Here is a 25,848-nt window from a genome sequence, read left to right as displayed (position 1 = left end):
CGCCCGGCCGTGCGTCTCGTGTCCTCAGCGGAGGTGACGGATGCCGCGAACCAGGTTCGACGGCGGGTCGGCGGCCGACGGCGGCAGAGCGACGCGACGCGACGCTGTGCGGCTGGAGGCGCTGTACGACGCGCACGCGGCGCCGCTGTGGCGCTACGTCGTGCACCTGACCGGGGATCGGGCCGGCGCGGACGACATCGTGCAGGAGACGCTGCTTCGGGCCTGGCGCACGCCGAGGATCCTCGACGACGACCCGTCGGCGACGCGGTCCTGGATGTTCACCGTGGCGCGCCACCTCGTGATCGACGAAGCCCGCAGCGCGCATCGGCGTCGTGAGATCGATGTCGCCGAGGTCCCGGAACGCGTCGCCGGCGACCGCACCGACGCACTGTTCGAGGCGATCCTCGTCGAGGAGGCCCTGGCCGCGCTCACGGCCGAGCACCGTGCCGTCGTCGTGCGGGCGTACTACCGCGGGCTGTCGGTCGCCGAGATGGCGGACGACCTCGAGATCCCGCCGGGCACGGTCAAATCCCGGTTGCACTACGGTCTGCGGGCGCTGCGTCTCGCCCTGCAGGAGAAGGGGGTGACGCGATGACCCCCGATCACCCCGTGTTCGCCGACTGGGACGCCGCGTACGTGGTCGGAGCGCTGAGCGCTGCGGACCGCCGGCTGTACGAAGGCCACCTCGACGAGTGCCCGCAGTGCCGCGAGGCACTGGCCGAGCTCGCGCCGACGCTCGGGCTGCTCGCCCGCGTGTCGCCTGACCGCGCCGAGGCCCTCCTGGACGGCACCCCGTCGGAAGGCGACAGCGGTCGCGGTCCGGATCCCACGGCGAGGGCGCGGCTCGTCGCCGTCGGGGCCCGCGAACTGCGGCGTCGGCGCATCGTCGTGTGGGGTGGCGCGCTCGCTGCGGCGGCCGTGATCGCCGTGGTGGTCGGGTTCGGCATCACGGCCGCGGTCGCTCCCGCGGTGCGCCCGGCCGAGACGATCGCGCTGCAGCCGGTCACTGCGGTTCCGCTCACCGCGAGTGTGCGGCTCACCGACGTCGCATGGGGGACGCGCATCGACATGACCTGCAGTTACGGCGACAGCGACGACCCGTACGCCTCCGCCGAGGAGTGGCCGTATGTGCTCGTGGTCACCTCGACCGACGGCACGTCGAGCGAGCTGTCTTCGTGGCGCGCGGGCCCGGGGTCGACGTCGCGGCTGCAGGCGGGCACCGCACTCGACCCGGATGAGATCGCGACGATCGAGGTGCGCGCCGTCGCCGACGGCAAGGTGCTGGCGCGCGGAGAGCCCTGACCGGTCCGCGACCGCTGCCGCTCGCTACGATGGGCGGATGCCTCGACTCGTCGCCGTCTGCGTGGTCCGACGGCTGCGTCCCGATGCCGGATCGGTCGGCGTCACCGCGATCGACAAGGGCCCCGTCGACGGTCCGATCCGCGTCGGGGCGTACGGCGTGCGTGCGGACGTCCAGGCCGATCGCAAGCATCACGGAGGGCTCGACAAGGCCCTGTATGCGTACGCCGCCGAGGACGCGGCGTTCTGGGAGTCTGAGCTCGGCCGGGAACTGCCGCCGGGATGGTTCGGCGAGAATCTCCGTGTCGAAGGCCTCGATGTCAACGCCGCGCGCATCGGCGAGCGCTGGCGCATCGGCGATCGCGTCGAGGTAGAGGTCACCATGCCCCGCACGCCGTGCCAGACGTTCGCCCGATGGGTGGGCGGCGGTGACGCCCGCGGATGGGTCAAGCGCTTCTCGAACGAGCGCCGGCTCGGACCTTACCTGCGCGTCGTGCAGGGCGGCCACGTGCAGGCCGGGGACGAGATCGTCGTCGTCCACCGGCCGGACGGCGCCCCAGGCCTTCTGGACCGCTACATCGATCCGGAGTGACCAGGCGGGCAGGACGCCTCCGCAAACGGAGGATGCCCCGGCCCTGACCCCGCGCGGGGTCGAAGCCGAGGCATCCGATCAGAGGAGCGTTACGCGCCCAGGCTCTTGCCGGCCGAGCCGAGCTGCTGGGTCGCCTCGACCACGCGGGCGGCCATCGCCGACTCGGCGATCTTGCCCCACGCGCGCGGGTCGTAGGCCTTCTTGTTGCCCACCTCGCCGTCGACCTTGAGGACGCCGTCGTAGTTCTGGAACATGAAGCCGGCCACCGAACGGGTGAACGCGTACTGCGTGTCGGTGTCGATGTTCATCTTCACGACGCCGTTCGCGACGGCTTCGGCGATCTCGGCGTCGGTCGAGCCGCTGCCGCCGTGGAAGACCAGGTCGAGGGGCTTCGCGCCGGTGCCGAACTGCGAGGCGATGCCCGCCTGGATCTCGCCGAGGAGCTCGGGCTTGAGCTTCACGTTGCCGGGCTTGTAGACGCCGTGCACGTTGCCGAAGGTCAGGGCGGCGATCCAGCGGCCCTGCTCGCCGAGGCCGAGCGCCTCGACGACCTGCGCGACGTCGCCCGTCGTGGTGTAGAGGGCGTCGTTCGTGCCCTCGTGCTTGACGCCGTCCTCTTCGCCGCCGACGACGCCGATCTCGACCTCGAGGATCGCGTTGATCGCCTTGATGCGGGGGAGCAGCTCCTTGGCGATCTCGATGTTCTCGGCCAGCGGCACGGCCGAGCCGTCCCACATGTGCGACTGGAAGATGGGGTTGCCGCCGTCGGCCACGACCTGCTCGGACGCCTTGATGAGCGGAAGCACGAAGTCCTCGAGCGCCGGCTTCGGGCAGTGGTCGGTGTGCAGGGCGACGGTGATCGGGTAGCTCTTGGCGACCTCGTGGACGTAGGCGGCGAACGCGAGGGCGCCGGTGGCACGGGCCTTCACGGTGTGGCCGGCGAAGTAGTCCGCGCCGCCCGTCGTGACCTGGAGGATGCCGTCCGAACCGGCCTCGGTGAGGCCCTGGAGGACGGCGTTGACCGACTGCGAGCTGGCGGCGTTGATGGCGGGATACGCGAAGCCACCGGCCTTCGCGCGGTCCAGCATGTCGGCGTACTGCTCTGGGGTGGCGACGGGCATGAGTGCTCCCTTTGTAGATGCGGGCGTCAGAGGGAATCCTACCGAAGGCGAAATTCGTGAGTCGGATGCCGGCGCCGGGTGGTGACGGGGAAAACCGCGTCCCTGCCTCCGGTGAAAGAAACGCGATTCCTTCGCTCGCAGGGGCTCGAAAGTCCGCCGGAAGGCGCCGTCCGCTGGCTAGGCTGACCGCATGGTGAGCCTGACCGCGGATATGAGTCCTCTGCACCCCGACCGAAACCTCGCACTGGAACTGGTGCGGGCAACCGAGGCGGCGGCGATCCGCGCGGTGCCGTTCATCGGCCGTGGCGCCAAGGAGGCCGCCGACGGTGCGGCCGTCGACGCGATGCGCGCGTTCTTCACCACGGTCAACTTCGACGGCACGATCGTGATCGGCGAGGGCGAGAAGGACGAGGCGCCCATGCTCTACAACGGGGAACGCGTCGGCAACGGCCGCGGCCCGCAGGCGGACGTCGCGGTGGACCCGATCGACGGCACCTCGCTGACCGCCGCCGGCCGCAACAACGCGCTGTCGGTCATCGCGGTGTCGGACCACGGCACGATGCTCGACGCCTCCAGCGTCTTCTACATGGACAAGCTCGTGACCGGCCCCGCCGGCGTCGGCGTCGTCGACATCCGTCTGCCGATCGGCGAGAACATCCGGCTGCTCGCCAAGGCACTGGGCAAGCCCGTCGATGAGATCGTCGTCTCGGTGCTGCACCGCCCCCGCCACGAGCAGCTGATCGACGAGATCCGCGCCGCCGGCGCCGGCACCCGACTGATGAGTGACGGCGATGTTGCCGGCGGCATCAACGCCGCACGCCACAACGCCCGCACCGACATGTGCGTCGGCATCGGCGGCAGCCCCGAGGGCATCGTCACCGCGTGCGCGATCAAGGCCCTCGGCGGCCACATCCAGGGCCGGCTGTGGGCGCGCGACGACGACGAGAAGCAGCGCGGGCTCGACGCCGGCCTCAAGCTCGACGGGTACGTCTACGAGGCCGACGACCTGGTCAAGGGCAACAACACGATCTTCGTCGCCACGGGTGTCACGGACGGCGCGCTCGTCGCCGGCGTCCGCCGCGAAGGCGGGTACGTGTACACCGAGAGCGTGGTGCTGCGCGGTGCGTCGGGCACGCTGCGCCGCATCTCGTCGGAGCACCTCGTCTCCAAGTGGCTGTGATGAGGGTGCTGTGTCCCGTGGTGCGCATGTGACACGTGATGCTGCTGTGACGGTTTCGTGATCCCGGTTCCGGGGAACTCTGGCAGAATCGACATGGTGTCGAGGGGGACACGAAGTGTTCCTGACGCAAGGAGTTGACGATGTCTGCGCAGTCCGGTGACTCATCGCAGCCCCAGACGGGCGCGCACGCCGTGGTCGCGAACGCGATCGACCCCGCCCGTCGCCCTGACGTCCTGCTGCGTGTCCGGCGGGACGAGGGGCACGAGATCAGCGCCTGGTGGATGATCGGCGCCTTCGTCGGCGTCTCGGCCGCCGTGATCCTGCTGCTGAGCTTCGTTCCCGGCGGCGCCTGACCGGACCGCTCGTGCGCTGGCCGCTGTGAAGGCGATGAGCGCCCGCTCGCGGTCAGTCCTCCCGTCGCGGTCAGTCCTCCCGTCGCGGTCGGTCGTCCCGTCGCGGTCGGTCGCCCCGTCGAGGTCGGTCGCCCCGTCGAGGTCGGTCGTCCCGTCGAGTTCAGTCGTCTTGGCGAGTTCAGTCGTCCCGTCGTAGGCGCGCTCAGTCGTCGTGCGCGGCGATGCGGTCGCGCACCTCTCCGAGTTCGGCCGTGGCGGCAGGGGAGCCGGCCACCGCGACGGATGACTCCAGCCCGGGCAGCGTCCCGTCGAGCAGTTCCGGCGCCGTGAGGCGTCGGGGGCTCTTCTCGATCGTCGTGGGCTCGCCCACCGCGTCGAGCTTCGTGGCGTCGATGCCCGGAAACTTGCGGGCACTCACGAGCACGCGTGTCTCGAGCGAGCCGGCGAACCGGTTGTAGCTGTCGACGGTGCGCTCGATCGCACGGCGCAGGTCGTCGGCGTGCGACGCGAGCGAGCCGAGTCGCTCGTACAGCTGGTTGCCGAGATCGAACAGGGCACGCGCCTCTTGCGACACGTCCTGCTGCGTCCAGGTGTAGGCGACGGTCTTGAGCACCGCCCACAGATTCACCGGAGACGCGAGCGCGACCCGTTTGCCGAAGGCGTAGTCCAGGAGTGCCGGATCCTCTTCGAGCGCCGCCGCGAGCAGCGACTCGCTGGGGACGAAGCACACCACGAACTCAGGGCTCGATGACAGGCCGGCCCAGTACGTCTTGCGCGCGAGGGCGTCCACGTGCGCGCGCACCGCTTTGACGTGCTTGCCGAGCAGGCTCTGGCGTCGCGCGCCCTCGGCGCCCTGCGCGGTCAGCGGGATCGCGCTGGCTTCGAGGTAGGCATCCAGCGGGACCTTGGCGTCGACGGCGATCGCCTTGTCTCCCGGGAGCCGGATCACCATGTCGGGCCGCCCGGCGCCGGCATCCGTCGTGATCGACGCCTGCAGGTCGAAGTCGACATGGCGCGTGAGCCCCGCCGCCTCGACGACCCGGCGCAGCTGGGTCTCGCCCCACACACCGCGCGTGCTTCCCGAGCGCAGCGCGCCGGCGAGCGACTCGGTCGTCGCGCGCAGCGCTTCGTCGGACTCGTGGGCGCGGCGCAACTGCTCGGCGAGCGTGCCGAACTGGGTGTGCCGGTCTCGCTCGAGGTCATCGACCTTGGCGTGCATGGCCGCGAGCGTCTCTTGCACCGGCGCCAGGGCGCGCAGCACCGATTGCTCGCGTCGCTCTCGCTCCTCTCGCTGCGCCTGGTCGTGCCGCGCCTGCCCCGCGAGCTCGCGATACAGCAGCTGCTGGTGCTCGAGTTGCGCCTGCACGCCCTGTCGCGAGGCCTCCGCGGCTGCCAGGCGTGCCACAAGGTCGGCCTGCTCGCGCGCGCTCCGCGCGGCACCCCTGGCGAGGCCCATCGCCCATCCGGCGACGGCGCCGAGCACGAGGGCGACGATCACCACGACACTGACCACGACTGCGTCCATGCCCACATCGTGCCCGAGGGCTCCGACATCGTGCCGACCTGCGGTGCGGCATCCACTCGCCCCACTCCGAATATCGGACTATCACCCCTCTTCCGGAACGGAGGCGTCGAGGAGTCCGGAAACAGCGCGATTGTCCGATATTCGGAGCGAGGGGAATGCGGGACTGCCGGCGCGCCGGAGCGCCGGCGCGCCGGAGCGCCGGCGCGCCGGAACGTGCGGCGCCGCCGTGCCGTGCGGACAGCAGCCCGGCTACGCGGCCGCGAACGACACGGGCGGGGCGTCGGCCGTCGCGATCTGCGAAACGCGCACTCCGACCGCCTCGGCGAGCTCGGTGATCGTGCCGGCGCCGACGCGGTGTGCGGCATCCATCATCACGTGGGCGCACGCGAGCGCGTCGGCGGTCGCGTTGTGATGGGGGAAGTCGGCGAACCCGGCCTCGGCGGCGACGAACGGCAGCCGGTACGAGTCGAGGCGGTACACCTTCCGCGCGACCTGCAGACTGCACGCGTACCTGTAGGGCGGGCACTCGTCGCCGGTGGCGTCGCACGCGCGCTTGATCACGGCCATGTCGAAGCCGGCGTTGTGGGCGACGAGGACGTCGTCGCCGGTGAAGGCGACGAGGTCGGCGAGCTGCTCGCTCCAGCCTGCGGCGTCCACGACGTCCTCGGGCTGGATCCCGTGGATGCGCACGTTCAGGTCGAAGAACACGTCGTGACCGGCGGGCGGGCGGATGAGCCATCCCGTCTTGTCGACGACCTCGCCGTCCCGCACCCTCACGAGTCCGACGGCACACGCCGACGCATTGCTGGAGTTCGCCGTCTCGAAGTCGATCGCGGTGAAATCCAGTGCCACTCCCTCAGACTCACCCGGCGTCGTCATCAACCCGGGGAGGCGCGCCGCGCGCGGGCATCGTCATAGGGTCGGAGCATGGCCAGTCGCGAAGAGATGTCCTTGTCGTTCGGCGCCGCCGCGAGCGCCTACGAGTCGGGGCGGCCCGACTACCCGCGCGAAGCGGTGGACTGGATGCTGGAGCCTGTGCGCGAGCTCGACCGTGCGCTGCGCGTGGCCGATGTGGGCGCCGGCACGGGAAAGCTCACCCGCACGATCGTCGAGGCCGGGGCCGAGGTCGTCGCGATCGAGCCCGATCCTGAGATGCTCATCACGCTGCGCGAGAACGTCCACGGCGTCCCGACCTTCGTGGGGACGGCGGAGCGGCTGCCGCTTCCCGACGCATCGGTCGACGCGGTGCTGCTCGGCCAGGCGTGGCACTGGGTCGACGTCGAGGCCGCGTCGGCCGAGACGGGGCGTGTGCTTCGCGCCGGTGGCGTGCTGGGCCTCGTGTGGAACATCCGCGACGAGTCCGACCCCTGGGTGGCACGACTCACCGCCGCGATGCACGGCAGCCACGCCGAAGAGATGCTCGCCGGCGACGGACCGCGGGTGGCCGCGCCCTTCCACGGGCTCGAGGAGCGGCGGTGGGCGTGGACGCGCACTCTCACGAAGCCCGCGCTGCTCGACATGGTGGCATCCCGCAGTTACATCATCACCGCGACCGACGCCGAGCGAGCCGAGATCCTCGCCGGCGTCGCGGACCTGTTCGATGAGCGTGCCCGCGCCGAGGCTTCTGCTGAGACCATCAGCCTGCCTTATCTCACGCGGGCGTACCGAAGCATCCGTCCCTGATGAGGCTGCCGCTCGCTCGGGGTGCGTTCGCACGGCACCGACGACGTGCCGGTACCGCGTATCGGTGGCGGGGCGTACCGTGGCGTGATGAGTGCGCACACTGCGATTCCCTACCTGACTGTCCACGACGGTGCCGCTGCGCTCGAGTTCTATCAGCAGGCGTTCGGAGCGGCGGTCCGGGAGCGGTACGACGACCGGAATCGCATCGCTCACGCCACGCTGGTGATCGGCGGGGCAAGGCTGTTCGTCTCCGACGAGTTCGCCGAACTCGGCGCCCTATCGCCGCGGACGCTCGGCGGCTCCACCGTCGCGGTCGTTCTCGGCGTGCCGGATCCGGACGCGACATATGCCGCTGCCGTCGATGCGGGAGCAGCCCCCGACCGTCCCGTCGCGGTCGACGGAAGCGGGGCACGGTCGGGCTGGCTCACCGATCCCTTCGGGCACCGCTGGAACATCCGCACCGCGAGCGAGGCGTCCGACACCGACGGCGCATGATCGTGACGGCGATCCGGGCGGCTTGTTTCGACCTCGACGGCACCCTGCTGCGCGACGATCTCGTCGACGGCGTCGTGAGGCGGGTCGCCGACGCGGGAGTGGTGGATGCCGCGGCCCCGAGTCTCGCCATGGCGCTGCACGCCGAGATCGAGGCCGAGTCGTTCGAGCTCTACGAAGAGTCGCTCGAGGTGCTCGACGCGATGCGTGCGGGACCCTGACGCGGCCGCGACGAAGGGTGAGGCATCCCTCGCCAACTAGACTGGGTGCCCGTGGCTCTCACCATCGGAATCGTCGGACTCCCGAACGTCGGCAAGTCGACCCTCTTCAACGCCCTGACCAAGAACCAGGTGCTCGCGGCGAACTACCCGTTCGCGACGATCGAGCCCAACATCGGTGTGGTCAACCTGCCCGACCCGCGGCTCGACAAGCTCGCCGAGATCTTCGGCTCGGAGCGGATCCTTCCCGCGGCCGTGTCGTTCGTCGACATCGCGGGCATCGTGCGCGGAGCCTCGGAAGGCGAGGGGCTGGGGAACAAGTTCCTCGCGAACATCCGCGAGGCCGACGCGATCGCCCAGGTGGTGCGCGGCTTCGCCGACGACGATGTCGTGCACGTCGACGGGGCGGTGAACCCGCAGAGCGACATGGAGACCATCAACGCCGAGCTGCAGCTGGCCGACCTCGAGACGCTCGAGAAGGCGATCACCCGGTACGAGAAGGAAGTGCGCGGCAAGAAGCTGGACCCCGTGGTCCTCCAGACGGCTGTCGAGGCGCGCGACGCGCTGCAGCGCGGTGAGCTGCTGTCGGCGTCGAAGATCGACCTCGCCCCGATCAAGGAGCTCGGCCTGCTCACCGCCAAGCCTTTCATCTTCGTGTTCAACGTCGACGAGGCGGTGCTCACGGATGCCGCACGCAAGGCAGAGCTCGAGGCCCTGGTCGCTCCCGCCACGGCCGTCTTCCTCGACGCGAAGATCGAGTCCGAGCTCATCGACCTCGACCCCGAGGAGGCCGCGGAGCTGCTCGCGTCGACCGGCCAGGACGAGTCGGGGCTGGACCAGCTGGCGCGGATCGGGTTCGACACGCTCGGCCTGCAGACCTACCTCACCGCCGGCCCCAAAGAGGCCCGCGCCTGGACGATCGGCAAGGGCTGGAAGGCGCCGCAGGCCGCCGGCGTCATCCACACCGACTTCGAGAAGGGCTTCATCAAGGCCGAGGTCATCTCGTTCGAGGACCTCGTCGAGACGGGGTCGGTGGTCGAGGCCCGCTCGAAGGGCAAGGCACGCCTCGAGGGCAAGGACTACGTCATGCAGGACGGCGACGTCGTGGAGTTCCGCTTCAACGTCTGACCTTCCCGCGCTCGGCGAGTCCGGGCGCCCCAGAAACACCCACGCGAGAGGAACCACACCTTGGCCGACACCCAGATCTTCGAACCCGACGGCCGCGCCATCCCCTTCGTCGACGAGGGCACCCACAGCGGGCCCGCGGTGGTGCTGATCCCGGGACGCGGTCTGAACATCAGCTATCTGGGCCCGCTGGCCCACGCCCTGACCGACGAGGACTTCCGGATCGTGCGCATCGGCCCGCGGCACCCGTCGTCGGCGGCCGACGCGGCGGTGTCGATGCACGACCTCGCGCAGGACGTCGTCGACGTCATGGACCACATCGGCCTCGGCCACGCCTGGGTCGGCGGCCATGCCTTCGGCGGCTCGGTGGCCCGCACCGTCTCGCTCGATCACGGGAGTCGCGTCGGCGGCGTGCTGCTGCTCGGCGTCGAGGGGGCTGAGCAGACCGACGAGCTGAACGCCGACGGCGCCCAGATTCCCGAGGGTGCGCGCGACGTCGAGGTCGACGCGATGCAGCGGGCGGCTCAGGATGCCACGCCCGACGTCGAGTGGTCGACATTGGCGCCGGCCGTGCCGGTCCTGGTGATCCAGGGCACCGAAGACACGCTCACCCCCGTCGCGAACGGCGAACGGCTGCAGGCATCGGCTCCCGACCGCGTGAGCGTCGTCGCGGTCGAGGGCGGCGGGCACCTCTTTCCTGTGACGCACGTCGGTGCGACGTCGTGGCCGATCGAGGACTACCTCGACTGGGACTGACGTGCGAGTCCCCGCGGACGTGGCGACGGCGACGGTCGCGTGAACGCGTGGTCCACGGTCAGCGCGCGGCGAACTCGGCCAGTCGCGCACGGCCCCCGCCGATGTGCTCCCGCACGCGCGCCACGGCTCTGAGAACCTCGGGGTCGTCGGCGCGGTCCTCGGGGATACGAGCGGGATTGAGAGTCGTCCGGTTCGCCCACCCCCGCAGATCGGCCTCCTTCGACATCGCCTGCGAGGCATCCCCGCCGATGACCTGCATGGCGGCCCAGTCCTTCGGCGTGTCGGCGTACGGGGAAGGGCGGCAGATCCGGTTCTTCTCGGCATCGTCGTCGCGCGTCGCCTCGACGTAGCCGACGAGGGCGGCTCCGAAGCAGGGGAACCCCACACGCACGGGCTGAGGGGTGATGGCCTCGGGCCTCCAGATGGGCCGCAGGCCGGGGTACTTCAGGCCCTCCGCAGCACAGTGGACGACGAGCGCATCGGCCGGCGTGCGCACGTCGCCGCTGTCGAAGCGCAGGCGGCCGGGTGCGGCAGCCCGAAGGTGCCCGCGACGTACGACGTCGTCGATCGTCCGCACCAGATCGAGCTCCCACGCGGCGAGCGTCGGCGTCTTGGCCATCGCGGGGATGACGCCGGTATCGATTCGGAGCATGATCCCGGCGTCCTCGAGCCGCAGAAACACATCGTCCGGGTCGCGGGACGCGGCGGCCGCAGCCATCGTCTGAGCACCCATCCCCAGGAAGATCGCCGGATCCGGCTGGACGACAGCGCGGTTGAGCAGCCACGGATCCCTCGGGCGCACCCAGGTGATTGCACTGGACGAGACGCCGCCCTGGAGCAGCCACACGCACGTGTCGATGGCGGTCTTGCCCGCGCCCACGACGACGTATCGGGACGGCGCGGCGTCCGTCGAAGCCAGATCGTTGACGGCGACGACGCGCGCGCCGTCCTCGACCGCGAACGGGGGAGGCGTCGTGGAGGGGATGTCGGGCGACAGGTATCGCGCGTCGACCACGCGGGCACGAGGCGCGTGGAAACGTTCGCCGCTGAGCGCGGATCGGAAGCGCCTGTCGCCCAGGTACTCGGTGCGCCCGTGGAACACGACGCGTCCTGTCGCGAGCAGGCGATCGAGCACTCGGGCGTAGTAGTCGCATACCTCGGCGACGCCGGCCCGCTCATGCAGTCCGCGCTCGGGTCCGGTGCTCTGCACGCGGCCGCACCCGAGCAGCGTCGAGGCCACACCGTAGAACGCCGAGGCCTGGTGCAGCCGGACGAATCCATACGCATCGAGCCAATGCCCGCCTGCTCCCAGGCGACGGTCGACGAGTGCGACCGTCGCGTCCGCATGGGCTCCGACGAGCGCGTCGACGAACGCCATCCCCATGGCCCCCGCGCCGACGACGACGTAGTCGACATCGACTTCCGTCTCCATGGGCTCATCAGAGCAGTACTCGGGACGCAGGTCAATGGGATGCGGTCACATGACGGTCGCCGTGACGCACCGGCCGTGTCGGTGGTGCCGCGTACGCTCTGTGGCATGGCCACGCTCGACGATCTGCGCGCTGTCGCGGCGAGCCTCCCCGGCAGCGAGGAACGCGCGACCACGGGCGGCGCTGCGTGGTTCGTCCGCAACAAGCTCTATGCGTGGGAGTGTCACCCGTGGCCCAGCATCCCCGACGACATGCGGGCGATCGTGGCATGGGAACTCGTCGTCGGCGTGAAGGTCGCCGATTCCGACGACGCGCTCGCCCTGCGCGAGATGGAACCCCAGGTGTTCCTGCGGTCCACGACGCGCTGGGGCGAGCCGAAGATCGCGTTCCGCATGGCCGGCATCGACTCCGAGCACTTCGCCGAGCTCGTGACGGAGGCGTGGCGCGTGCAGGCGCCGAAGTATCTGAGGCGCTTGTATGACGAATCGATCGAGGCGGAATAGTCAGGGATGGCGGGCACACCCGGCGGGTTCGAGTTCACGGTCTTCGGCGACCGGGTCGAGGTGCGCCATCACGGCCGCCGCGCGGCGACGCTCCGAGGCGGCACGGCGCAGAAGTTCCTCGCCGATGTCGAGACGGCCGACCCGCAGCACGTGATGGCCCGAGTCACCGGTCAGTACAAGCACGGCAACGAGCGCAGGCCCCACCGGCCGTGATGATGAGGCTGGCGCCGCGTGCCCTTGGTGCGGCATCCTTCGAGGAGTCCCTTGAGAGAGGATTCCGCTGATGCGCAACCCGTTCCAGATCACGCTGCTGGCGGTCGCCGGTTTCGCGTTCGTGCTCGCCTACATGGTGTGGGGAGTCATCGCGCAGGTCACCGACTACGTGGACTATGACCCGGTCGAGGCGACCGTGCTGTGGGGCTGGACCACAGCCCTCGCGATCGTGGGCGCGGTCGCCATCCTGGGGGCGCTGGTGATCGCGGGGGTGGGCTGGGAGCAGCGCAGATCGCGGGAGCGTGAACCGCTCGACGCCGTTCCGACCCGCTGAGCCTCGGCGCCCACGCTGCCGCGTCGGCGCCTCGGGTCGGGTCAGTGTTCGCCGGGATCGCGTGTCGCGCTGCGGATCGCGAAGAACGCCACGAGCGAGAGGATGCCGGCGGTGCCGACGATCGCGCAGACCATGGCCGATGTGTCCGGTGGAGCCAGCATGAGCGCGCCGATCACGATGAGTGCGCAGACGACGAACGTGCTCAGCGTCGCGCCGAAGCTCACGAGATGCTTCACCTTCGGCAGAGCCGGGCGCAGGGTCAGGAGGGTCATCCACATGAAGAACAGGAGTATCGGCGTGGTCACGGCGACCGCGACAGGCGCGGGGACGAACCCGCCGCCGCCTCGTCCGGGCAGATAGACCTCCTGGTCCCATTGGGCGAAGAGGTCGAGCCAGTTCCGCGTCACCAACCACGCCGTCAGCGCCGTGACGACCGCCATGAACACGAAGACAGCGGGCGCGAACGTGTCGCGACGTCGTTTCGTCCCGTCCGCTGTCTCAGTCATCGGATCGATGCTACTTCGGGCAGCGAAGCCCGACGCACGGGCGCGACGCGGCGTCAACCCCCTCCCGCCACGGTCGACCATGGGGTGTGGTCGGAGCATGCACAGTGACGACATCCACCGCCTCGAACTCACGCCGCTCGCCGATCGCTCATGGCGCCTCTGCGACAGCAGCGTCGCGGGGACCGACGCGACGAGCGTCGTGGCGTATGTCGAGCTGCACGATGACGGCGTGTACGAGGTGGTGTGGGTGTCGGTGGGCATCGGCTCTGCCCGCTTCCTGACGCTCGAATCGCTGTTCCGCGCTGCCCTGCGGCTCCTCGAGCAGTCGGTCAGCTTCGGGCCGTTCAAGCCGTCGCCCATCCCGCATCGGCCTCCCGCGCACGCGTGACGGCGTGTCGGCGCCCGGTGGCAGGATGGGCGCATGCCTGAGTCACCAGAAGTCGAGGCGCTGTCGCAGTTCCTCGCCGACACGGCATCCGGTCGCGAGATCCTCGGTGTCGACGTGTTGGAGTTCCGCACCGTCAAGACCCGCGCCATGCCGCCGACGACCCTCGAAGGTCGAACGGTCACGGGTGCGGCCCGTCACGGCAAGCACGTCGAACTGCTGCTCGACGGCGCCAGCCTCATCGTGTCGCTCGGTCGTCATGGGTGGATGCGATGGCTCGACGCCGGCGAGCCCGAGCCCGGTCCCGAGCAGCCGCCGGCTCTCGCGACGTTCGCGCTCTCCGGCGACGCGACGCTGCAGGCGACGGACGCCGGCAACTGGGTGTCTCTCGGACTCCACGTGGTCGGCGGCGCACAGGATGTGTCCGCGATCGCGAAGCTCGGGCCGGACCCCGCCGACCCGGCGTTCACGCGCGCCGACTTCGATCACGCACTCGGCGGGCGCCGCAAGCAGGTGAAGGCGATCCTCCAAGAGCAGGAGTCCCTCGCAGGCATCGGCAACGCCTACTCGGACGAGATCCTGCATCTCGCTCGGGTGTCGCCGGTCGTGCACGCGTCCGCCCTCGACGACGTCGGCGCCGACCGGCTGTACCAGGCCACGGTCTCGACGATCCGAGGTGCGATCGACGCGCAGCGGGGCATCCCGATCGACCAGCTCAAGGCGCGCAAGGTCGCGTCGATGCGCGTGCACGGGCGCGCGGGTGAGTCATGCCCGGTGTGCGGCGACACGATCCGCGACTTCTCCTTCGCGAGCACGACCGCGCAGTACTGCCCGACCTGCCAGACCGGCGGAGCACTGCTGTGACCGGCCCCGGCATCTCGTCCGCGGGTAGCATGGGGAGCATGACCACTCCGCAGCAGCCGGCCACCATCACCCTCGCGCCCGTGCCGGACGACAAGAACCTCCTCACCGTCGTCGAGGCCGGCGACTCGTGCTGCGGCGGCGGCAGCTGCAGCATCGGCTGAGTGCTGAGCGCTTCTTCGTGAATCGCCGGTCGAGGTCGTGATGACCGACGAGCAACTGCACATCCCGAAGGCCGTCACACGCGTCCTGATGTCGGAAGAGGCCGTCTACGGCCTCATCCTCGTGTCCGGCATGATCGTGGTCAGCGGCACATTGGTCGGCACGTCGGGCAACGCTCTGGCGACGGTCGCGATCACCGTCGTGGTCTTCTACCTCGCGCACGTCTACGCGGGCACGCTCGGTCGCCTTGCCGCCACGGAGGGCGGCGCTGAGCTGGGTACGAGCATCCGCGAGGCCGCGCGTCATTCGGTGGGCATGCTGCTGGCCTCGATCGCTCCGCTCGTGATCCTCCTGCTGGGCACGACCGACCTCATCGACGACATGCTCTCGATCTGGACGGCGCTCGTGGTCAACGCGATCCTGCTGGGAGTGTTCGGGTGGATCGCCGTCGCCCGCTGGACGAGCCGCTTCTGGCCGCGTCTGCTGAGCGCCCTCATCACCGCCGGCTTCGGCGTGATCCTGATCGGCCTGAAGGCGTTCATCCACCACTGATGTCGCCCACGGGCGGCGTCGTCCGCTGTGCAGCTTCGCGCAGCGCCGTCGCGATCGCCGGACTCAGCCCCGGCACATCGTCCACCGGCACCGCCAATGCCTGCAGCGCGCGGCTGAAGTAGTTGCGCACGCCCGCGGCGAGGGCGATGTCGACGATCTGCCGGTCGCTGAACCCCGCGTCGCGCAGACGCTGTGCGTCGGCGTCCGTCATGGCGGCAGCATCCGTCGAGAGCTTCTCGGCGAACTCGAGGACGGCGAGGTCCGCGTCGTCCAGCCCGCTGCCGGGCTCGTCCCGCACCAGGTGCGCCAGTTCGTCCTCGTCGAAGAGCCCGGCTCGCAGAGTCTTGCGTCCGTGGGCGAGCAGACAGTGCTGTGAGCCGATCGCGCGCGCCGCCCCCAAGGTGGCGAGTTCGTAGGTGCGCAGACCGATCGACGGCACGATGGCGCGGACCAGCGTCTCGAACGCCTGATGGGCCTCGGGATTGACCGCCATGGCTCTGGTGTGGCCGTAAACGAGGCCGTCCTCGCGCAGATCCGCCGAGTACATGTCGGCGACGTGGCCCGTTGCGGTGTCGAGGGCAGGGGTGGTGACGATCATGGATGCCTCCAGCACGTGAGTCGGGTGCATCCAGAATCACGGATGCCCCGCCTCCTGTCGAGGGAGCGGGGCATCCGTGAGATACGTCGGCGGGGGTCAGTGGCCCGCGGGCACGCCTTCGGGCTGGTCCGCCGGCTTGCGGATGAGGAACGCGCCGACCAGCAGCGGCAGCGACAGGATCGCCGCCGTGAGGAAGGCCGCGTGCGTCCCCGCGGCGCCCGCGGTCACCGTGTCGGCTCCCGCCTCGGTCGCGCCGGCGGTGGCGGCCGCCATCACGCCGAACATCAGCGCGATCCCCGCAGCGCCGGCGACCTGCTGCACGGTGCCGAGGACGGCCGATCCGTACGAGTAGAACTTCGGCTGCAGCGAGCCGAGCGACGCCGTGAACAGCGGCGTGAACGAGAACGCGAGTCCGATCGACAGCACGGTCTGAGCGACGGCGAGCACCCACACCGGGGTGGTCGCGGTGAAGGTCGTGTAGAACCACAGCATGGCACTCGTGATCACGGCGCCCGGGACGAGCAGGATGCGCGTGCCCCAACGGTCGTAGACGCGGCCGATCAGTGGACCGGCGAGGCCCATGGCGAGCGCGCCCGGCAGCACGACGAGGCCCGTCGTGAGCGGGTCGACGCCCAGCACGTCCTGGACGTAGAGCGGCACCACCGTGATCGCGCCGAAGAACGCCATCGACATGACGGCCATCTGCGCGATCGACAGCGAGAAGTTCGCACTCGTGAAGACCCGCAGGTCGAGCAGCGCGTCGTCCTTGCGCTGCAGCACGACCTGGCGCCAGCCGAACAGGCCGAGCGACACGACGCCGACGACGAGGGCCACGATGAGCGTCGTGGTGGACGCGGCGCTCGCGGCTGCGGCATCCGCACCGCTGCCGTGGCCGCCCGCTCCGAGCTGGCTCAGGCCGAACACCAGGCCGCCGAATCCGAGGGCCGACAGGATGACCGACAGCACGTCGATCGGCGCGTGGGTGGTCTCGCCGAGGTTGTGGATCCACCGGGCGCCGACGACCAGCGCGACGACGGCGATCGGCAGCACGACGCCGAAGATCCAGCGCCATTCGAAGCTGTTCAGCAGCGCGCCGGCGAGGGTGGGGCCGATCGCCGGAGCGAGTGACATCACGATGCTGACGCGGCCCATCATGCGGCCGCGGATCGCGGGCGGCACGACCGTCATCAGCGTCGTCATGAGCAGCGGCATCATGATGGCGGTGCCCGATGCCTGCACGACGCGCGCGACGAGCAGCATCGTGAAGCCCGGCGACAGGAACGCGATGAGCGTGCCCACCGAGAACAGCCCCATGGCCGCGACGAACATCGTGCGGGTCGTGAAGCGGCGCAGCAGGAAGCCGGTGATCGGGATGACCACCGCCATGGTCAGCATGAACGCGGTCGTCAGCCACTGCGCGGCGAGCGCGGTGATGCCGAGGTCGGTGATGAGGTGCGGGATCGCCACACCCATCGTCGTCTCGTTGAGGATGGCGACGAAGGCGGCTGCGAGCAGCAGCCACACGACGCGGCTCTCTTCGGGGCGCAGCGCGGGCGCGGCGCCGGTGACGGGGGCAGCGGGGATGCTGCCGGTTCCGGGTGTCGTCTCGATGGCGGCCATGGGTCGTCTCCTCGCGGCTCGGATGGACAGCAATGTGCCATCCGAGGATGGCAAGCCTCCAACGTAACCGCGGGGTCCGACATCGCATTCCCGATCCGGGGAATGCGATCTCGGCGGAGCTGCCGCGGTCAGCTGTCGGCGGGGTGCTCTTCCGGCGCGTCCCAGTCCTCCGAGCCGATCGCGTCGGTCGGCTCGGCCACGGGCTCGCGCTCTTCGAGGCTGTGGGGCAGCGGGTTCACGATCTCTTCGTGCGGGATCGCCTTCAGCTCGTCGATCTCTGCGCGGAGCTCCGCGAGGTCGCTGCCGTCGTGCTCGGGTGCGTCAGGAGTCGAGGTCATACCGCGAGCCTAGCGGCGCGGCCGCCGATGTCGAGGCGCTCAGTAGGCTGACGGGGTGAGCATGCGCGGCGGTGGCGGGGGAGGGCATCCCGGCTTCCGGCCGGTCGACACCGAGGCGCAGCGGCGGGCGAACGCCTCCGCGCCGCGCATCGAGAACCTCGGCGGGCGCGTGGTCGCGCTGTTCCGCCCCTACCTGTGGTCGATCGTCGTCACGGGCGTGCTCGTCGTCGCCGGTGCCGGCATCGCGGTGATCCCGCCCCTGCTGGTGCAGCGCGTGTTCGACGACGCGCTGTTCCCGGTCGACGGATCGGCCCCCGATCTGCGGCTGCTGTGGTGTCTCGTGCTCGGCATGATCGCGCTGTTCCTCCTCGGAGCGGCCGTCGGCGTGGTGCAGACGTGGCTGACCTCGACGGTCGGCAACCGGGTCACGGGCGACCTGCGCACGAAGCTGTTCGACCACCTGCAGTCCATGGAACTAGCGTTCTTCACGCGCACCAAGACGGGTGTCATCCAGTCGCGCCTGCAGAACGACGTCGGCGGCGTCTCGGGCGTGCTGACCAACACCGTCACCAGCATCCTCGGCAACGCCGTGACCGTCGTCGCGTCGCTCGTCGCGATGATCATCATCGACTGGCGCCTCACGATCATCGCGGTCGTGCTGATGCCGTTCCTCGTGATCGTGCAGCGCCGCGTCGGCCAGGTGCGCGCGCGCATCGCCGGCGAGACCCAGGAGTCGCTGTCGGAGCTGACGTCGATCACGCAGGAGACGCTGAGCGTGTCGGGGATCCTGCTCTCGAAGTCGTTCAACCGCCAGCGCACCGAGTCCGCCCGCTATGCCGACGAGAACCGCAACCAGGTGCGGCTGCAGGTGCGCCGGGCGATGAGCGGCCAGGGCTTCTTCGCGGTCGTGCAGGTGCTGATGGCGAGCGTCCCGGCGATCATCTACCTGGTGTCGGGCTACTTCATCTCGGACGGCTCCGACACGGTCACCGCGGGCACGATCGTCGCCTTCACGACGGTGCAGGCGCGGCTGCTCATGCCTCTCATGGGGCTCATGCGCGTCTCGCTCGACCTGCAGACCTCGTCGGCGCTGTTCGCGCGCATCTTCGAGTACCTCGACCTGGTGCCGGCGATCACCGACGCGCCCGACGCGATCGACGCCGCGCAGGCGCCGGGCCCGCAGGGGCGGATCGAGTTCCGCGACGTGGTCTTCCGATATCCGGATGCCGCACCCGACGCCCGTCCGACGCTGCGCGGGGTCTCGTTCACGGCCGAGCCGGGTCAGCACGTCGCGTTCGTCGGACCGTCCGGGGCCGGCAAGACGACGGTCCTGTACCTGACCCCGCGGCTCTACGAGGCCTCGGGAGGGACGGTGCTCTTCGCCGGGGAGGATGTGCGACGCCTCCGGCAGGAGTCGATCATCGACAGCGTCGGGATCGTCTCGCAGGAGACCTACCTCTTCCACGCCACGATCCGCGAGAATCTGCGCTACGCCAAGCCGGACGCGACCGACGCCGAGCTCGAGGCCGCGTGCCGCGCGGCGAACATCCATCACGTGATCGCCGGATTCGAGAAGGGCTACGACACCGTGGTCGGCGAACGGGGCTACCGGCTGTCCGGCGGCGAGAAGCAGCGCATCGCGATCGCCCGTGTGCTGCTCAAGGACCCGCCGGTGCTGCTGCTCGACGAGGCGACGTCCGCGCTCGACACGGTGTCGGAGCGCGTCGTGCAAGAGGCTCTGGATGCCGCCGCCCGCGGCCGTACGACGCTCACGATCGCGCACCGCCTGTCCACCGTGATCGGCGCAGACGTCATCCACGTGGTCGAGGCGGGACGCATCGCCGAATCCGGGACGCACGCGGAGCTGATCGCCGCCGGCGGCCTCTACGCCGAGCTCGCGGCGCAGCAGCTGGCGTCTTCTCGCATCCTCGAGGCCGAAGAGGCGCTCGAGAGCGAGGACTGACCGCGCGCATCCCGCCCCGTGGCGGCGTCACCAGAGCCGTGCGGCCGTGATCGCCATGGCGGCCGGATCGGCGAGCTCGGTCCCGTCGGCGCGCGCCCACAGGGTGCGGACGAACGCGCCGAGCTCCCGCCGGTAGCGGGGATCGGCGTGATCGCGCGCGAGCTCGACGAGCGGCGGCAGATCCATCGCCAGGATGAGTCGCACGCGCGAGGCTGCCGCGCGGGGCTGACCGGCGGCATCCAGCACCTCGATCCCGCCCGCGAGCGCCTCGAGGTAGTCCCGCAGCACGGGAAGCTCGTCCTTGTGCTGCGTGATCGATGACCCGTCGGCGCGCTCGCGCCACTCGACGACGACATCGGGGATCACATCGAACGCGCGGGCGCGCGTGTAGAGCTGCTGGGCGACGATCTGATCCTCGTAGGCCTTGCCCACGGGGAAGCGCAGGCCGGTGCGCCGCCACAGCTCGGTGCGGCTCACCTTGGACCAGGCGACGATGTTGCCCGAGGCGTCGGGGTGCGCGTCGAGCGTGGTGCCGGTGCGTGCGGGGTCGGTGGCGGCGGCGACCCACGGCTGCACGGATCCGGCGACGTAGTGGCCGTCGCCCTCGGGGCGCAGCCGCACATAGGCGCCCAGCGCGAAGTCGCTCCCGCTGGCGGTGACGGTGCCGACGAGCCGTTCCAGCGCGCGGGGCGTGTAGCGGTCGTCGGCGTCGAGGAACCCGAGCAGCGGCGTGCGGACCAGGTCGAGCCCGGTGTTGCGGGCCGCGCTCAAGCCGCCGCGCTCGCGGTGGTGCACGACCTGGAAGCGGTCGTCGGCGGCCGCAGCGTCGTCGAAGAGGGCGCCGGTGTCGTCGCTCGAGGCGTCATCGACCAGGATCGCGGCCCAGTCGGTCAGAGTCTGTGCCCGCAGCGACTCGAGCGCCTCGGCGGCGTAGAGCCCCACGTCGTAGCCGGGAACGATGACGGTGACGACAGGGGTCTGCACGTCCCCGATCCTATGCGGCGATCCGAGGGCGGCGGCGCGCTGGCGTCATCCGCCGACGGCGGCGACCGACTCCTCGACGGCATCGGCGACGGCATCCAGCGAGGCGTTCAGCCAGCGCGGGAACGTGAAGCGCACGGCGGTCTGCGCGACCTCGGGCGCCACGCCCATCGCGACCAGCACGTGCGACGGCTCGTCGCTGCCGGCGGCGCACGCCGATCCGCTCGACGACACCACACCGCGCCGCTCGAGCTCGAGCAGGACGGCCTCGCCGCTCGTCCCCGCGAACGTGAAGCTCGCGGTGCCGGGGAGCCGGTGCACGGGGTCGCCGGTGAGCCGCGCCGACGGCACGCGCTCGAGCACACGCGCGACGAACCTGTCGCGGATCGCGGTGACCCGCGTGGATGCCTCGTCCCGTTCGGCCTCGGCGAGCTCGAGCGCGGTGGCCAGGCCCACGGCGCCGGCGACATCCTCGGTGCCGCTGCGGCGTCCCCGTTCCTGACCGCCGCCGTGGAGCAGCGGCTCGAGCGGGATGCGACCTCGCACGCCGAGCACGCCGGTGCCCTTCGGGGCGCCGATCTTGTGGCCGGCCAGCGAGATCGCGTCGTGGCCGAGCACATCGGCCGACAGCGGAAGCCAGCCCGCCGCCTGGACGGCATCGAGATGGAAGGGGATGCCGCGCTCGTGCACGGTCGCAGCGAGAGCCGCGGCATCCTGGATCGTCCCGATCTCGTTGTTGGCGTAGCCGACGGAGACGAGCGCGGTGTCATCGCGCAGGCTTGCGGCGACGGCATCCACCCCCACCCGGCCGAACCCGTCGACGGGCACGAGCGCCACCTCGAACCCGTGCACCCGCCGCAGGTAGTCGACCGACTCCAGCACCGACTCGTGCTCGATCGGCGTGGTGACGACGTGACCGCCGCCGCCCCGGGCGAGCGCGGCGGCGATCGCGATGCCCTTGATCGCCAGGTTGTTCGCCTCGGTGCCGCCGCTCGTGAAGACGACGTCGCCGGCGCGCAGCCCGAGCACCCGTGCCACGCGCGCCCGCGCGTCGGCCAGGGCGTCGGCCGCCGCCTCGCCCACAGTGTGGTGGCTCGAGGGGTTGCCGTACCAGCGCGTGAGGTAGGGCATCATCGCTTCGAGCACCTCGGGCCGGACCGGTGTGGTCGCCGCGTTGTCGAGGTAGAGCAGGCTCATCGGGGCTCCTCAGGGCCGACCGGCGGTCAGGCCGCGTCGATCCGGACGTCGAGGCCGAGATCGAGCGCTCGCGCCGAATGCGTGAGGGCGCCGACCGAGATGACGTCGACGCCGGTCTCGGCGATGGCGCGGACCGTCTCGAGCGAGACGCCGCCCGAGGCCTCCACCGTCGCACGGCCGGCCACCCGGGCGACACCGGTGCGCAGGTCGTCGAGCGTGAAGTTGTCGAGCATGATCGTGCCGATCCCGGCCGCGAGCACCGGCTCGATCTGGTCGAGGCGGTCCACCTCGACCTCGATGTGCGTCGTGTGGGGGAGGAAGTCCTTCGCCGCGAGCAGTGCGTCCGTGGTCGAGACCCCCTTCTGCGCGAGCACGGCGAGGTGGTTGTCCTTGGCCATCACCGCGTCCGAGAGCGAGTGACGGTGGTTGCGGCCGCCGCCGTCGCGCACCGCTTTGCGCTCGAACGCGCGCAGTCCCGGCGTGGTCTTGCGGGTGTCGACGATGCGGGCGCCGGTGTGTGCGACCTCGGCGACGTACGCGCCGGTGAGGGTCGCGATGCCCGACATGCGCTGCGCGAAATTGAGCCCGATGCGCTCGGCCGTGAGCACGCCGCGCGCGGGGCCGGTCACGACCGCGAGGACGGCGCCCGGTTCGAACCACTCTCCGTCTTCGACCACGAGGTCGACGGCGATGCGGGGGTCGGTGAGGCGGAACGCCGCCTCGAACACCTCGCCGCCCGAGAACACGCCCCTCTCGCGAGCGACCAGTTCGGCGCGGGCGACCGCGGTCTCGGGGATCAGCGCCTCGCTGGTGAGGTCGCCCCACGGTGCGTCCTCGTCGAGGGCGGCTGCCACCGCGCGGTCGATCACGGCTCGTGTCAGCATGCGACGGCCTCCTTCTCGGGCGGGGCGACGGGCGCGGGGGCGTCGTCGCTGCGGTAGTGGGCACCGACCGAGCTGCGGCGGGCGCGCGCGGCCGCGACGGCGCGCTCGGCGACGAGAAGCAGGTTCTCGTCCTCGAAGTCGTGTTCGGTGCGCGGCGTGCGTGATTGCGCCCGCCAGGACGCGATGAGGGATGCCGCGTGGCCGAGGCCCGGCTCGTCGCGCACGAGTCCCGCGTCCTCCCACATGAGCTCCTGCAGCGCGGTGCGCGAGAAGGGCGCCGGCGCTTCCCCCGCAGTCCCGACGCGCCCCGATCTGCCTGGTTCCGCAGTCACATCGTGCGCGGCGCGAGACTCTGCGGACGCCGCTCGCGACTGCGGAGCAGCAGCGGCGGTCGGCCAGGTGCCGGATGCCGCGTCCGCAGCGATCGCGTCGCCCGCGCGCGCGCCGAACACCGCGCCCTCCAGCAGCGAGTTCGAGGCGAGACGGTTGGCGCCGTGCACGCCGGTGCGGGCGGACTCGCCGACGGCGTACAGACCGGGAAGGGTGGTGCGGCCGAACAGGTCGGTGGCGACACCTCCCATGAGGAAGTGCGCCGCCGGCTTCACGGGGATCGGCTCGCGCGCCCAGTCGAGTCCGCGCTCGCGGATGACCGCGTCGATCGTCGGGAACCGCCGCGAGAGGAAGGCGGCGCGCTCGGCGGGGTCGGAGGAGTGCAGGTGAGTGGCGTCGAGGAAGACAGGACGTCCGTCCTGCGCCTCCATCTGGTGGGCGATCGCCCGGGCCACGATGTCGCGCGGAGCGAGTTCGCCGTCAGGGTGGGCATCGAAGGCGAAGCGGCGGCCGTGCTCGTCGACGAGCGTCGCGCCCTCGCCTCGGACCGCCTCCGACACCAGGAACGAGTCGCCCGCCGCGAGGACCGTCGGGTGGAATTGGTAGAACTCGAGGTCGCGTACCGCCGCGCCCGCGCGGATCGCGCCGGCGATGCCGTCGCCGGTGGCCACCTCGGGGTTCGTGGAGTGCGCGTAGAGCTCCCCGGCGCCGCCGGTCGCGAGGACCACGGCGTCGGCCGCGAGCGACTCACGTCGTCCGGGGGCGGTGTCGGACTCGCCGACGATGAGTTCGACGCCGGCGACGCGGCCGCCCGACACGATGAGGTCGACGAGGAACGCGTGCTCGACGACCTCGACCGCGCTCGCACGCAGGCGCGCCACGAGCGCCTTCTCGATCGCTGTGCCCGTGGCATCGCCGCCGGCATGGAGGATGCGCGGGTAGGAGTGCGCCGCCTCCAGCCCCTTCACGAAACCGCCGCCGGCGTCGCGGTCGAACGCGACGCCCAGTGCGACGAGTTCGCGGATGCGTTCGGGGCCCTCGTCGACGAGCACGCGCACGGCGTCCTCGTCGCTGAGCCCCGCTCCCGCCACGAGCGTGTCGCGCACGTGGTCCTCTGCGCGGTCGTCGTCGAACATGACCCCCGCGATGCCGCCCTGCGCGAACCGCGTGTTGGCGTGCTCGAGCACGTCCTTGGTCACGAGCGTCACCCGGCAGCCGTGCTCCACGGCGTGCAGCGCGGTCAGCAGCCCCGCGATGCCGGAGCCGACGACGATCGCGTGGGGCGCATCCGTTGTCATGAGGCGTGCTCCCAATCGGCCGCGGGTGCTGCCGGCGGCTTGGCCGCCAGCATCCGCTCCAGGGCGAGACGCGCCGGGTCCGCCACCGACGCGGGGACCGAGATGCGGTTGCGCACCTCGCCGGCCACGAGACCCTCGAGCACCCACGCGAGGTAGCCGGGGTGGATGCGGTACATGGTCGAGCAGGGGCATACGACCGGGTCGAGGCAGAAGATCGTGTGCTGCGGGTGCTCGGCGGCGAGGCGCTGCACGAGGTTCACCTCGGTGCCGATCGCGAACGTGGTCGGCTCGGTGGCGGCCTCGATCGCCTTGCGGATGTAGTCGGTCGAGCCCGACTCGTCGGCGGCATCCACGACCTCCATCGGGCACTCCGGGTGCACGATGACGCGCACACCGGCGTGCTCGGCACGCGCCTTCTCGATCTGGTCGACCGAGAAGCGGCGGTGCACCGAGCAGAAGCCGTGCCAGAGGATCACGCGGGCGTCTTCCAGGGTCTCGGCGGACGAGCCGCCGTACGGCTTGCGCGGGTTCCACATCGGCATCTGCTCCAGCGGCACGCCCATCGCCTTGGCGGTGTTGCGGCCGAGGTGCTGGTCGGGGAAGAAGAGCACCCGGCGACCGCGCTCGAACGCCCACTCCAGGACGGTGCGCGCGTTGGACGACGTGCAGACGATGCCGCCGTGGCGCCCCACGAACCCCTTGATGGTGGCGCTGGAGTTCATGTACGTCACCGGCACGACCGGCACCAGGCCTTCGGCGTCCTTCGCGTCCATGTCGCCGTAGATGTCGGCGAGCTGCTCCCACGCCTCTTCGACCTGGTCGATGTCGGCCATGTCGGCCATCGAGCAGCCCGCGGCGAGGTTGGGGAGGATCACGGCCTGCTCGGGACGCGACAGCAGGTCGGCGGTCTCGGCCATGAAGTGGACGCCGCAGAAGACGATCGCCTCGGCGTCGGGGTGCTCGAGAGCGGCGTTCGCGAGCTGGAACGAGTCGCCCACGTAGTCGGCGTGCACGACGACCTCTTCGCGCTGGTAGAAGTGGCCGAGCACGACGACACGGTCGCCGAGCGTCGCCTTGGCGGCACGGACGCGCTCGGCGAGCTCGGCCTCGGACGCCTCGCGGTACTCGCGCGGCAGCTCGCCCTGGCGCGGCGACCCGGTCGGGATGACGTCGCCCATCGACGAGCCGGGGCCGTAGCCCGGGCGGGTGTCGAAGTCCCATGGGCCGGCGGCGAGGTCGGTGTTGCAGGTCTCGCCCTGCAGCGCGCCCGAGACGATCGCCTGGATCTCGTGGTCCACAGAGGGATCGAGTTCGGGCCGGGGCTGGAGGGTGATGTTGACGGCGGGCAT

General features: G+C 70.9%; 31 protein-coding genes. 18 read left to right on the top strand and 13 right to left on the bottom strand.

The genetic code is table 11. The features are described from left to right. Positions 1-40 precede the first annotated feature (40 nt). Genes IF188_RS11655 through IF188_RS11645 form a run of 3 tightly spaced genes read left to right on the top strand, consistent with a single transcriptional unit; the run spans position 41 to position 1,891 of the window. On the top strand, positions 41-595 hold the full coding sequence (locus tag IF188_RS11655) for a sigma-70 family RNA polymerase sigma factor (protein WP_191171979.1): 555 nt from the start codon (positions 41-43) through the stop codon (positions 593-595). Next, positions 592-1,302, top strand: a complete 711-nt coding sequence (locus IF188_RS11650; protein WP_191171978.1) for an anti-sigma factor family protein — start codon at positions 592-594, stop codon at positions 1,300-1,302. Before IF188_RS11655 ends, IF188_RS11650 begins: the two co-directional genes overlap by 4 nt. A gap of 37 nt (positions 1,303-1,339) precedes the next feature. Next, complete coding sequence (locus tag IF188_RS11645) at positions 1,340-1,891, top strand: MOSC domain-containing protein (RefSeq protein ID WP_191171977.1); 552 nt, start codon at positions 1,340-1,342, stop codon at positions 1,889-1,891. Between the two features lie 89 nt (positions 1,892-1,980). Here IF188_RS11645 and fbaA read toward each other — a convergent pair whose 3' ends face one another. Then, positions 1,981-3,012: a class II fructose-bisphosphate aldolase gene (fbaA, locus tag IF188_RS11640; RefSeq protein ID WP_191171976.1), complete on the bottom strand. Its 1,032-nt coding sequence runs from the start codon at positions 3,010-3,012 to the stop codon at positions 1,981-1,983. A gap of 190 nt (positions 3,013-3,202) precedes the next feature. Between fbaA and glpX the strand changes: the two genes are divergently transcribed. Continuing rightward, entirely contained in the window at positions 3,203-4,192 is a 990-nt protein-coding gene (gene glpX / locus IF188_RS11635) for a class II fructose-bisphosphatase (protein WP_191171975.1), read from the top strand. A 140-nt stretch (positions 4,193-4,332) separates the two neighbouring features. Further along, on the top strand, positions 4,333-4,545 hold the full coding sequence (locus tag IF188_RS11630) for a UDP-N-acetylmuramyl pentapeptide phosphotransferase (RefSeq protein ID WP_191171974.1): 213 nt from the start codon (positions 4,333-4,335) through the stop codon (positions 4,543-4,545). A 202-nt stretch (positions 4,546-4,747) separates the two neighbouring features. On the opposite strand, the gene IF188_RS11625 is transcribed toward IF188_RS11630, so the two are convergent. Both IF188_RS11625 and IF188_RS11620 read right to left on the bottom strand, forming a co-directional pair. Beyond that, on the bottom strand, positions 4,748-6,070 hold the full coding sequence (locus IF188_RS11625) for a DNA recombination protein RmuC (protein ID WP_191171973.1): 1,323 nt from the start codon (positions 6,068-6,070) through the stop codon (positions 4,748-4,750). A gap of 249 nt (positions 6,071-6,319) precedes the next feature. After that, positions 6,320-6,922, bottom strand: a complete 603-nt coding sequence (locus tag IF188_RS11620; RefSeq protein ID WP_191171972.1) for a 3'-5' exonuclease — start codon at positions 6,920-6,922, stop codon at positions 6,320-6,322. A gap of 75 nt (positions 6,923-6,997) precedes the next feature. Here IF188_RS11620 and IF188_RS11615 point away from each other — a divergent pair, with 75 nt between their 5' ends. From IF188_RS11615 to IF188_RS11595, 5 genes are all read left to right on the top strand, one after another. Continuing rightward, the gene (locus IF188_RS11615) at positions 6,998-7,753 is read left to right on the top strand and encodes a class I SAM-dependent methyltransferase (RefSeq protein ID WP_191171971.1); all 756 of its coding nucleotides are present in this window, start codon (positions 6,998-7,000) and stop codon (positions 7,751-7,753) included. A gap of 87 nt (positions 7,754-7,840) precedes the next feature. Beyond that, positions 7,841-8,248: a VOC family protein gene (locus tag IF188_RS11610; RefSeq protein ID WP_191171970.1), complete on the top strand. Its 408-nt coding sequence runs from the start codon at positions 7,841-7,843 to the stop codon at positions 8,246-8,248. Then, positions 8,245-8,466, top strand: a complete 222-nt coding sequence (locus tag IF188_RS11605) for a hypothetical protein (RefSeq protein ID WP_191171969.1) — start codon at positions 8,245-8,247, stop codon at positions 8,464-8,466. Before IF188_RS11610 ends, IF188_RS11605 begins: the two co-directional genes overlap by 4 nt. Positions 8,467-8,517: 51 nt before the next feature. Further along, complete coding sequence (ychF, locus tag IF188_RS11600) at positions 8,518-9,591, top strand: redox-regulated ATPase YchF (protein WP_191171968.1); 1,074 nt, start codon at positions 8,518-8,520, stop codon at positions 9,589-9,591. A 60-nt stretch (positions 9,592-9,651) separates the two neighbouring features. Beyond that, a complete protein-coding gene (locus IF188_RS11595; RefSeq protein ID WP_191171967.1) occupies positions 9,652-10,344 on the top strand; it encodes an alpha/beta fold hydrolase in 693 nt (230 codons plus the stop codon). A 58-nt stretch (positions 10,345-10,402) separates the two neighbouring features. Here the strand turns inward: IF188_RS11595 and IF188_RS11590 are convergent, their stop codons facing one another. Continuing rightward, complete coding sequence (locus tag IF188_RS11590; RefSeq protein WP_191171966.1) at positions 10,403-11,776, bottom strand: pyridine nucleotide-disulfide oxidoreductase; 1,374 nt, start codon at positions 11,774-11,776, stop codon at positions 10,403-10,405. A gap of 105 nt (positions 11,777-11,881) precedes the next feature. On the opposite strand from IF188_RS11590, the gene IF188_RS11585 reads away from it, so the two are divergent. The 3 genes from IF188_RS11585 (at position 11,882) to IF188_RS11575 (ending at position 12,824) form a co-directional block, all read left to right on the top strand. Continuing rightward, entirely contained in the window at positions 11,882-12,277 is a 396-nt protein-coding gene (locus IF188_RS11585; RefSeq protein ID WP_191171965.1) for an MmcQ/YjbR family DNA-binding protein, read from the top strand. 6 nt (positions 12,278-12,283) lie between these two features. After that, positions 12,284-12,490 carry a hypothetical protein gene (locus IF188_RS11580; RefSeq protein WP_191171964.1) on the top strand — a complete coding sequence of 69 codons (207 nt, stop codon included), beginning with the start codon at positions 12,284-12,286 and terminating at the stop codon, positions 12,488-12,490. 70 nt (positions 12,491-12,560) lie between these two features. Beyond that, a complete protein-coding gene (locus IF188_RS11575; protein ID WP_191171963.1) occupies positions 12,561-12,824 on the top strand; it encodes a hypothetical protein in 264 nt (87 codons plus the stop codon). A 41-nt stretch (positions 12,825-12,865) separates the two neighbouring features. On the opposite strand, the gene IF188_RS11570 is transcribed toward IF188_RS11575, so the two are convergent. Beyond that, entirely contained in the window at positions 12,866-13,330 is a 465-nt protein-coding gene (locus tag IF188_RS11570) for a hypothetical protein (RefSeq protein WP_191171962.1), read from the bottom strand. Between the two features lie 97 nt (positions 13,331-13,427). Between IF188_RS11570 and IF188_RS11565 the strand changes: the two genes are divergently transcribed. From IF188_RS11565 to IF188_RS11555, 4 genes are read left to right on the top strand one after another with little or no spacing between them, the layout of a single operon-like run. Continuing rightward, entirely contained in the window at positions 13,428-13,718 is a 291-nt protein-coding gene (locus IF188_RS11565; protein WP_191171961.1) for a hypothetical protein, read from the top strand. 33 nt (positions 13,719-13,751) lie between these two features. Next, positions 13,752-14,579 (top strand): DNA-formamidopyrimidine glycosylase family protein, encoded by an 828-nt coding sequence (locus IF188_RS11560; RefSeq protein ID WP_191171960.1) that lies wholly within the window; start codon positions 13,752-13,754, stop codon positions 14,577-14,579. Between the two features lie 38 nt (positions 14,580-14,617). After that, positions 14,618-14,740, top strand: a complete 123-nt coding sequence (locus tag IF188_RS20395; protein WP_263575378.1) for a hypothetical protein — start codon at positions 14,618-14,620, stop codon at positions 14,738-14,740. 40 nt (positions 14,741-14,780) lie between these two features. After that, the gene (locus IF188_RS11555; RefSeq protein WP_191171959.1) at positions 14,781-15,290 is read left to right on the top strand and encodes a hypothetical protein; all 510 of its coding nucleotides are present in this window, start codon (positions 14,781-14,783) and stop codon (positions 15,288-15,290) included. Here IF188_RS11555 and IF188_RS11550 read toward each other — a convergent pair. The 3 genes from IF188_RS11550 to IF188_RS11540 form a co-directional block, all read right to left on the bottom strand. Then, positions 15,277-15,918 (bottom strand): carboxymuconolactone decarboxylase family protein, encoded by a 642-nt coding sequence (locus IF188_RS11550; protein WP_224751785.1) that lies wholly within the window; start codon positions 15,916-15,918, stop codon positions 15,277-15,279. The genes IF188_RS11555 and IF188_RS11550 overlap by 14 nt on opposite strands. A gap of 66 nt (positions 15,919-15,984) precedes the next feature. Further along, positions 15,985-17,508: an MDR family MFS transporter gene (locus IF188_RS11545; RefSeq protein WP_191171958.1), complete on the bottom strand. Its 1,524-nt coding sequence runs from the start codon at positions 17,506-17,508 to the stop codon at positions 15,985-15,987. A gap of 128 nt (positions 17,509-17,636) precedes the next feature. Further along, entirely contained in the window at positions 17,637-17,846 is a 210-nt protein-coding gene (locus IF188_RS11540; protein WP_191171957.1) for a hypothetical protein, read from the bottom strand. 61 nt (positions 17,847-17,907) lie between these two features. Between IF188_RS11540 and IF188_RS11535 the strand changes: the two genes are divergently transcribed. After that, complete coding sequence (locus tag IF188_RS11535; RefSeq protein ID WP_191172157.1) at positions 17,908-19,809, top strand: ABC transporter ATP-binding protein; 1,902 nt, start codon at positions 17,908-17,910, stop codon at positions 19,807-19,809. A 27-nt stretch (positions 19,810-19,836) separates the two neighbouring features. On the opposite strand, the gene IF188_RS11530 is transcribed toward IF188_RS11535, so the two are convergent. From IF188_RS11530 to nadA, 5 genes are read right to left on the bottom strand one after another with little or no spacing between them, the layout of a single operon-like run. After that, positions 19,837-20,793: a glycosyltransferase family 2 protein gene (locus IF188_RS11530; protein ID WP_191171956.1), complete on the bottom strand. Its 957-nt coding sequence runs from the start codon at positions 20,791-20,793 to the stop codon at positions 19,837-19,839. 45 nt (positions 20,794-20,838) lie between these two features. Beyond that, entirely contained in the window at positions 20,839-21,981 is a 1,143-nt protein-coding gene (locus IF188_RS11525; RefSeq protein ID WP_191172156.1) for a cysteine desulfurase family protein, read from the bottom strand. A 32-nt stretch (positions 21,982-22,013) separates the two neighbouring features. Next, complete coding sequence (nadC, locus tag IF188_RS11520) at positions 22,014-22,871, bottom strand: carboxylating nicotinate-nucleotide diphosphorylase (protein ID WP_191171955.1); 858 nt, start codon at positions 22,869-22,871, stop codon at positions 22,014-22,016. Continuing rightward, entirely contained in the window at positions 22,865-24,499 is a 1,635-nt protein-coding gene (nadB, locus tag IF188_RS11515) for an L-aspartate oxidase (protein ID WP_191171954.1), read from the bottom strand. The genes nadC and nadB overlap by 7 nt, the downstream gene beginning before the upstream one ends. Beyond that, positions 24,496-25,848 (bottom strand): quinolinate synthase NadA, encoded by a 1,353-nt coding sequence (gene nadA / locus IF188_RS11510; protein WP_191171953.1) that lies wholly within the window; start codon positions 25,846-25,848, stop codon positions 24,496-24,498. The genes nadB and nadA overlap by 4 nt, the downstream gene beginning before the upstream one ends.

This window comes from Microbacterium helvum, from assembly GCF_014779795.1.
Classification (GTDB): domain Bacteria; phylum Actinomycetota; class Actinomycetes; order Actinomycetales; family Microbacteriaceae; genus Microbacterium; species Microbacterium helvum.
The sequence above is the reverse complement of the archived record's forward strand: the minus strand, read 5'-3'. Positions and strand labels throughout refer to the sequence as shown.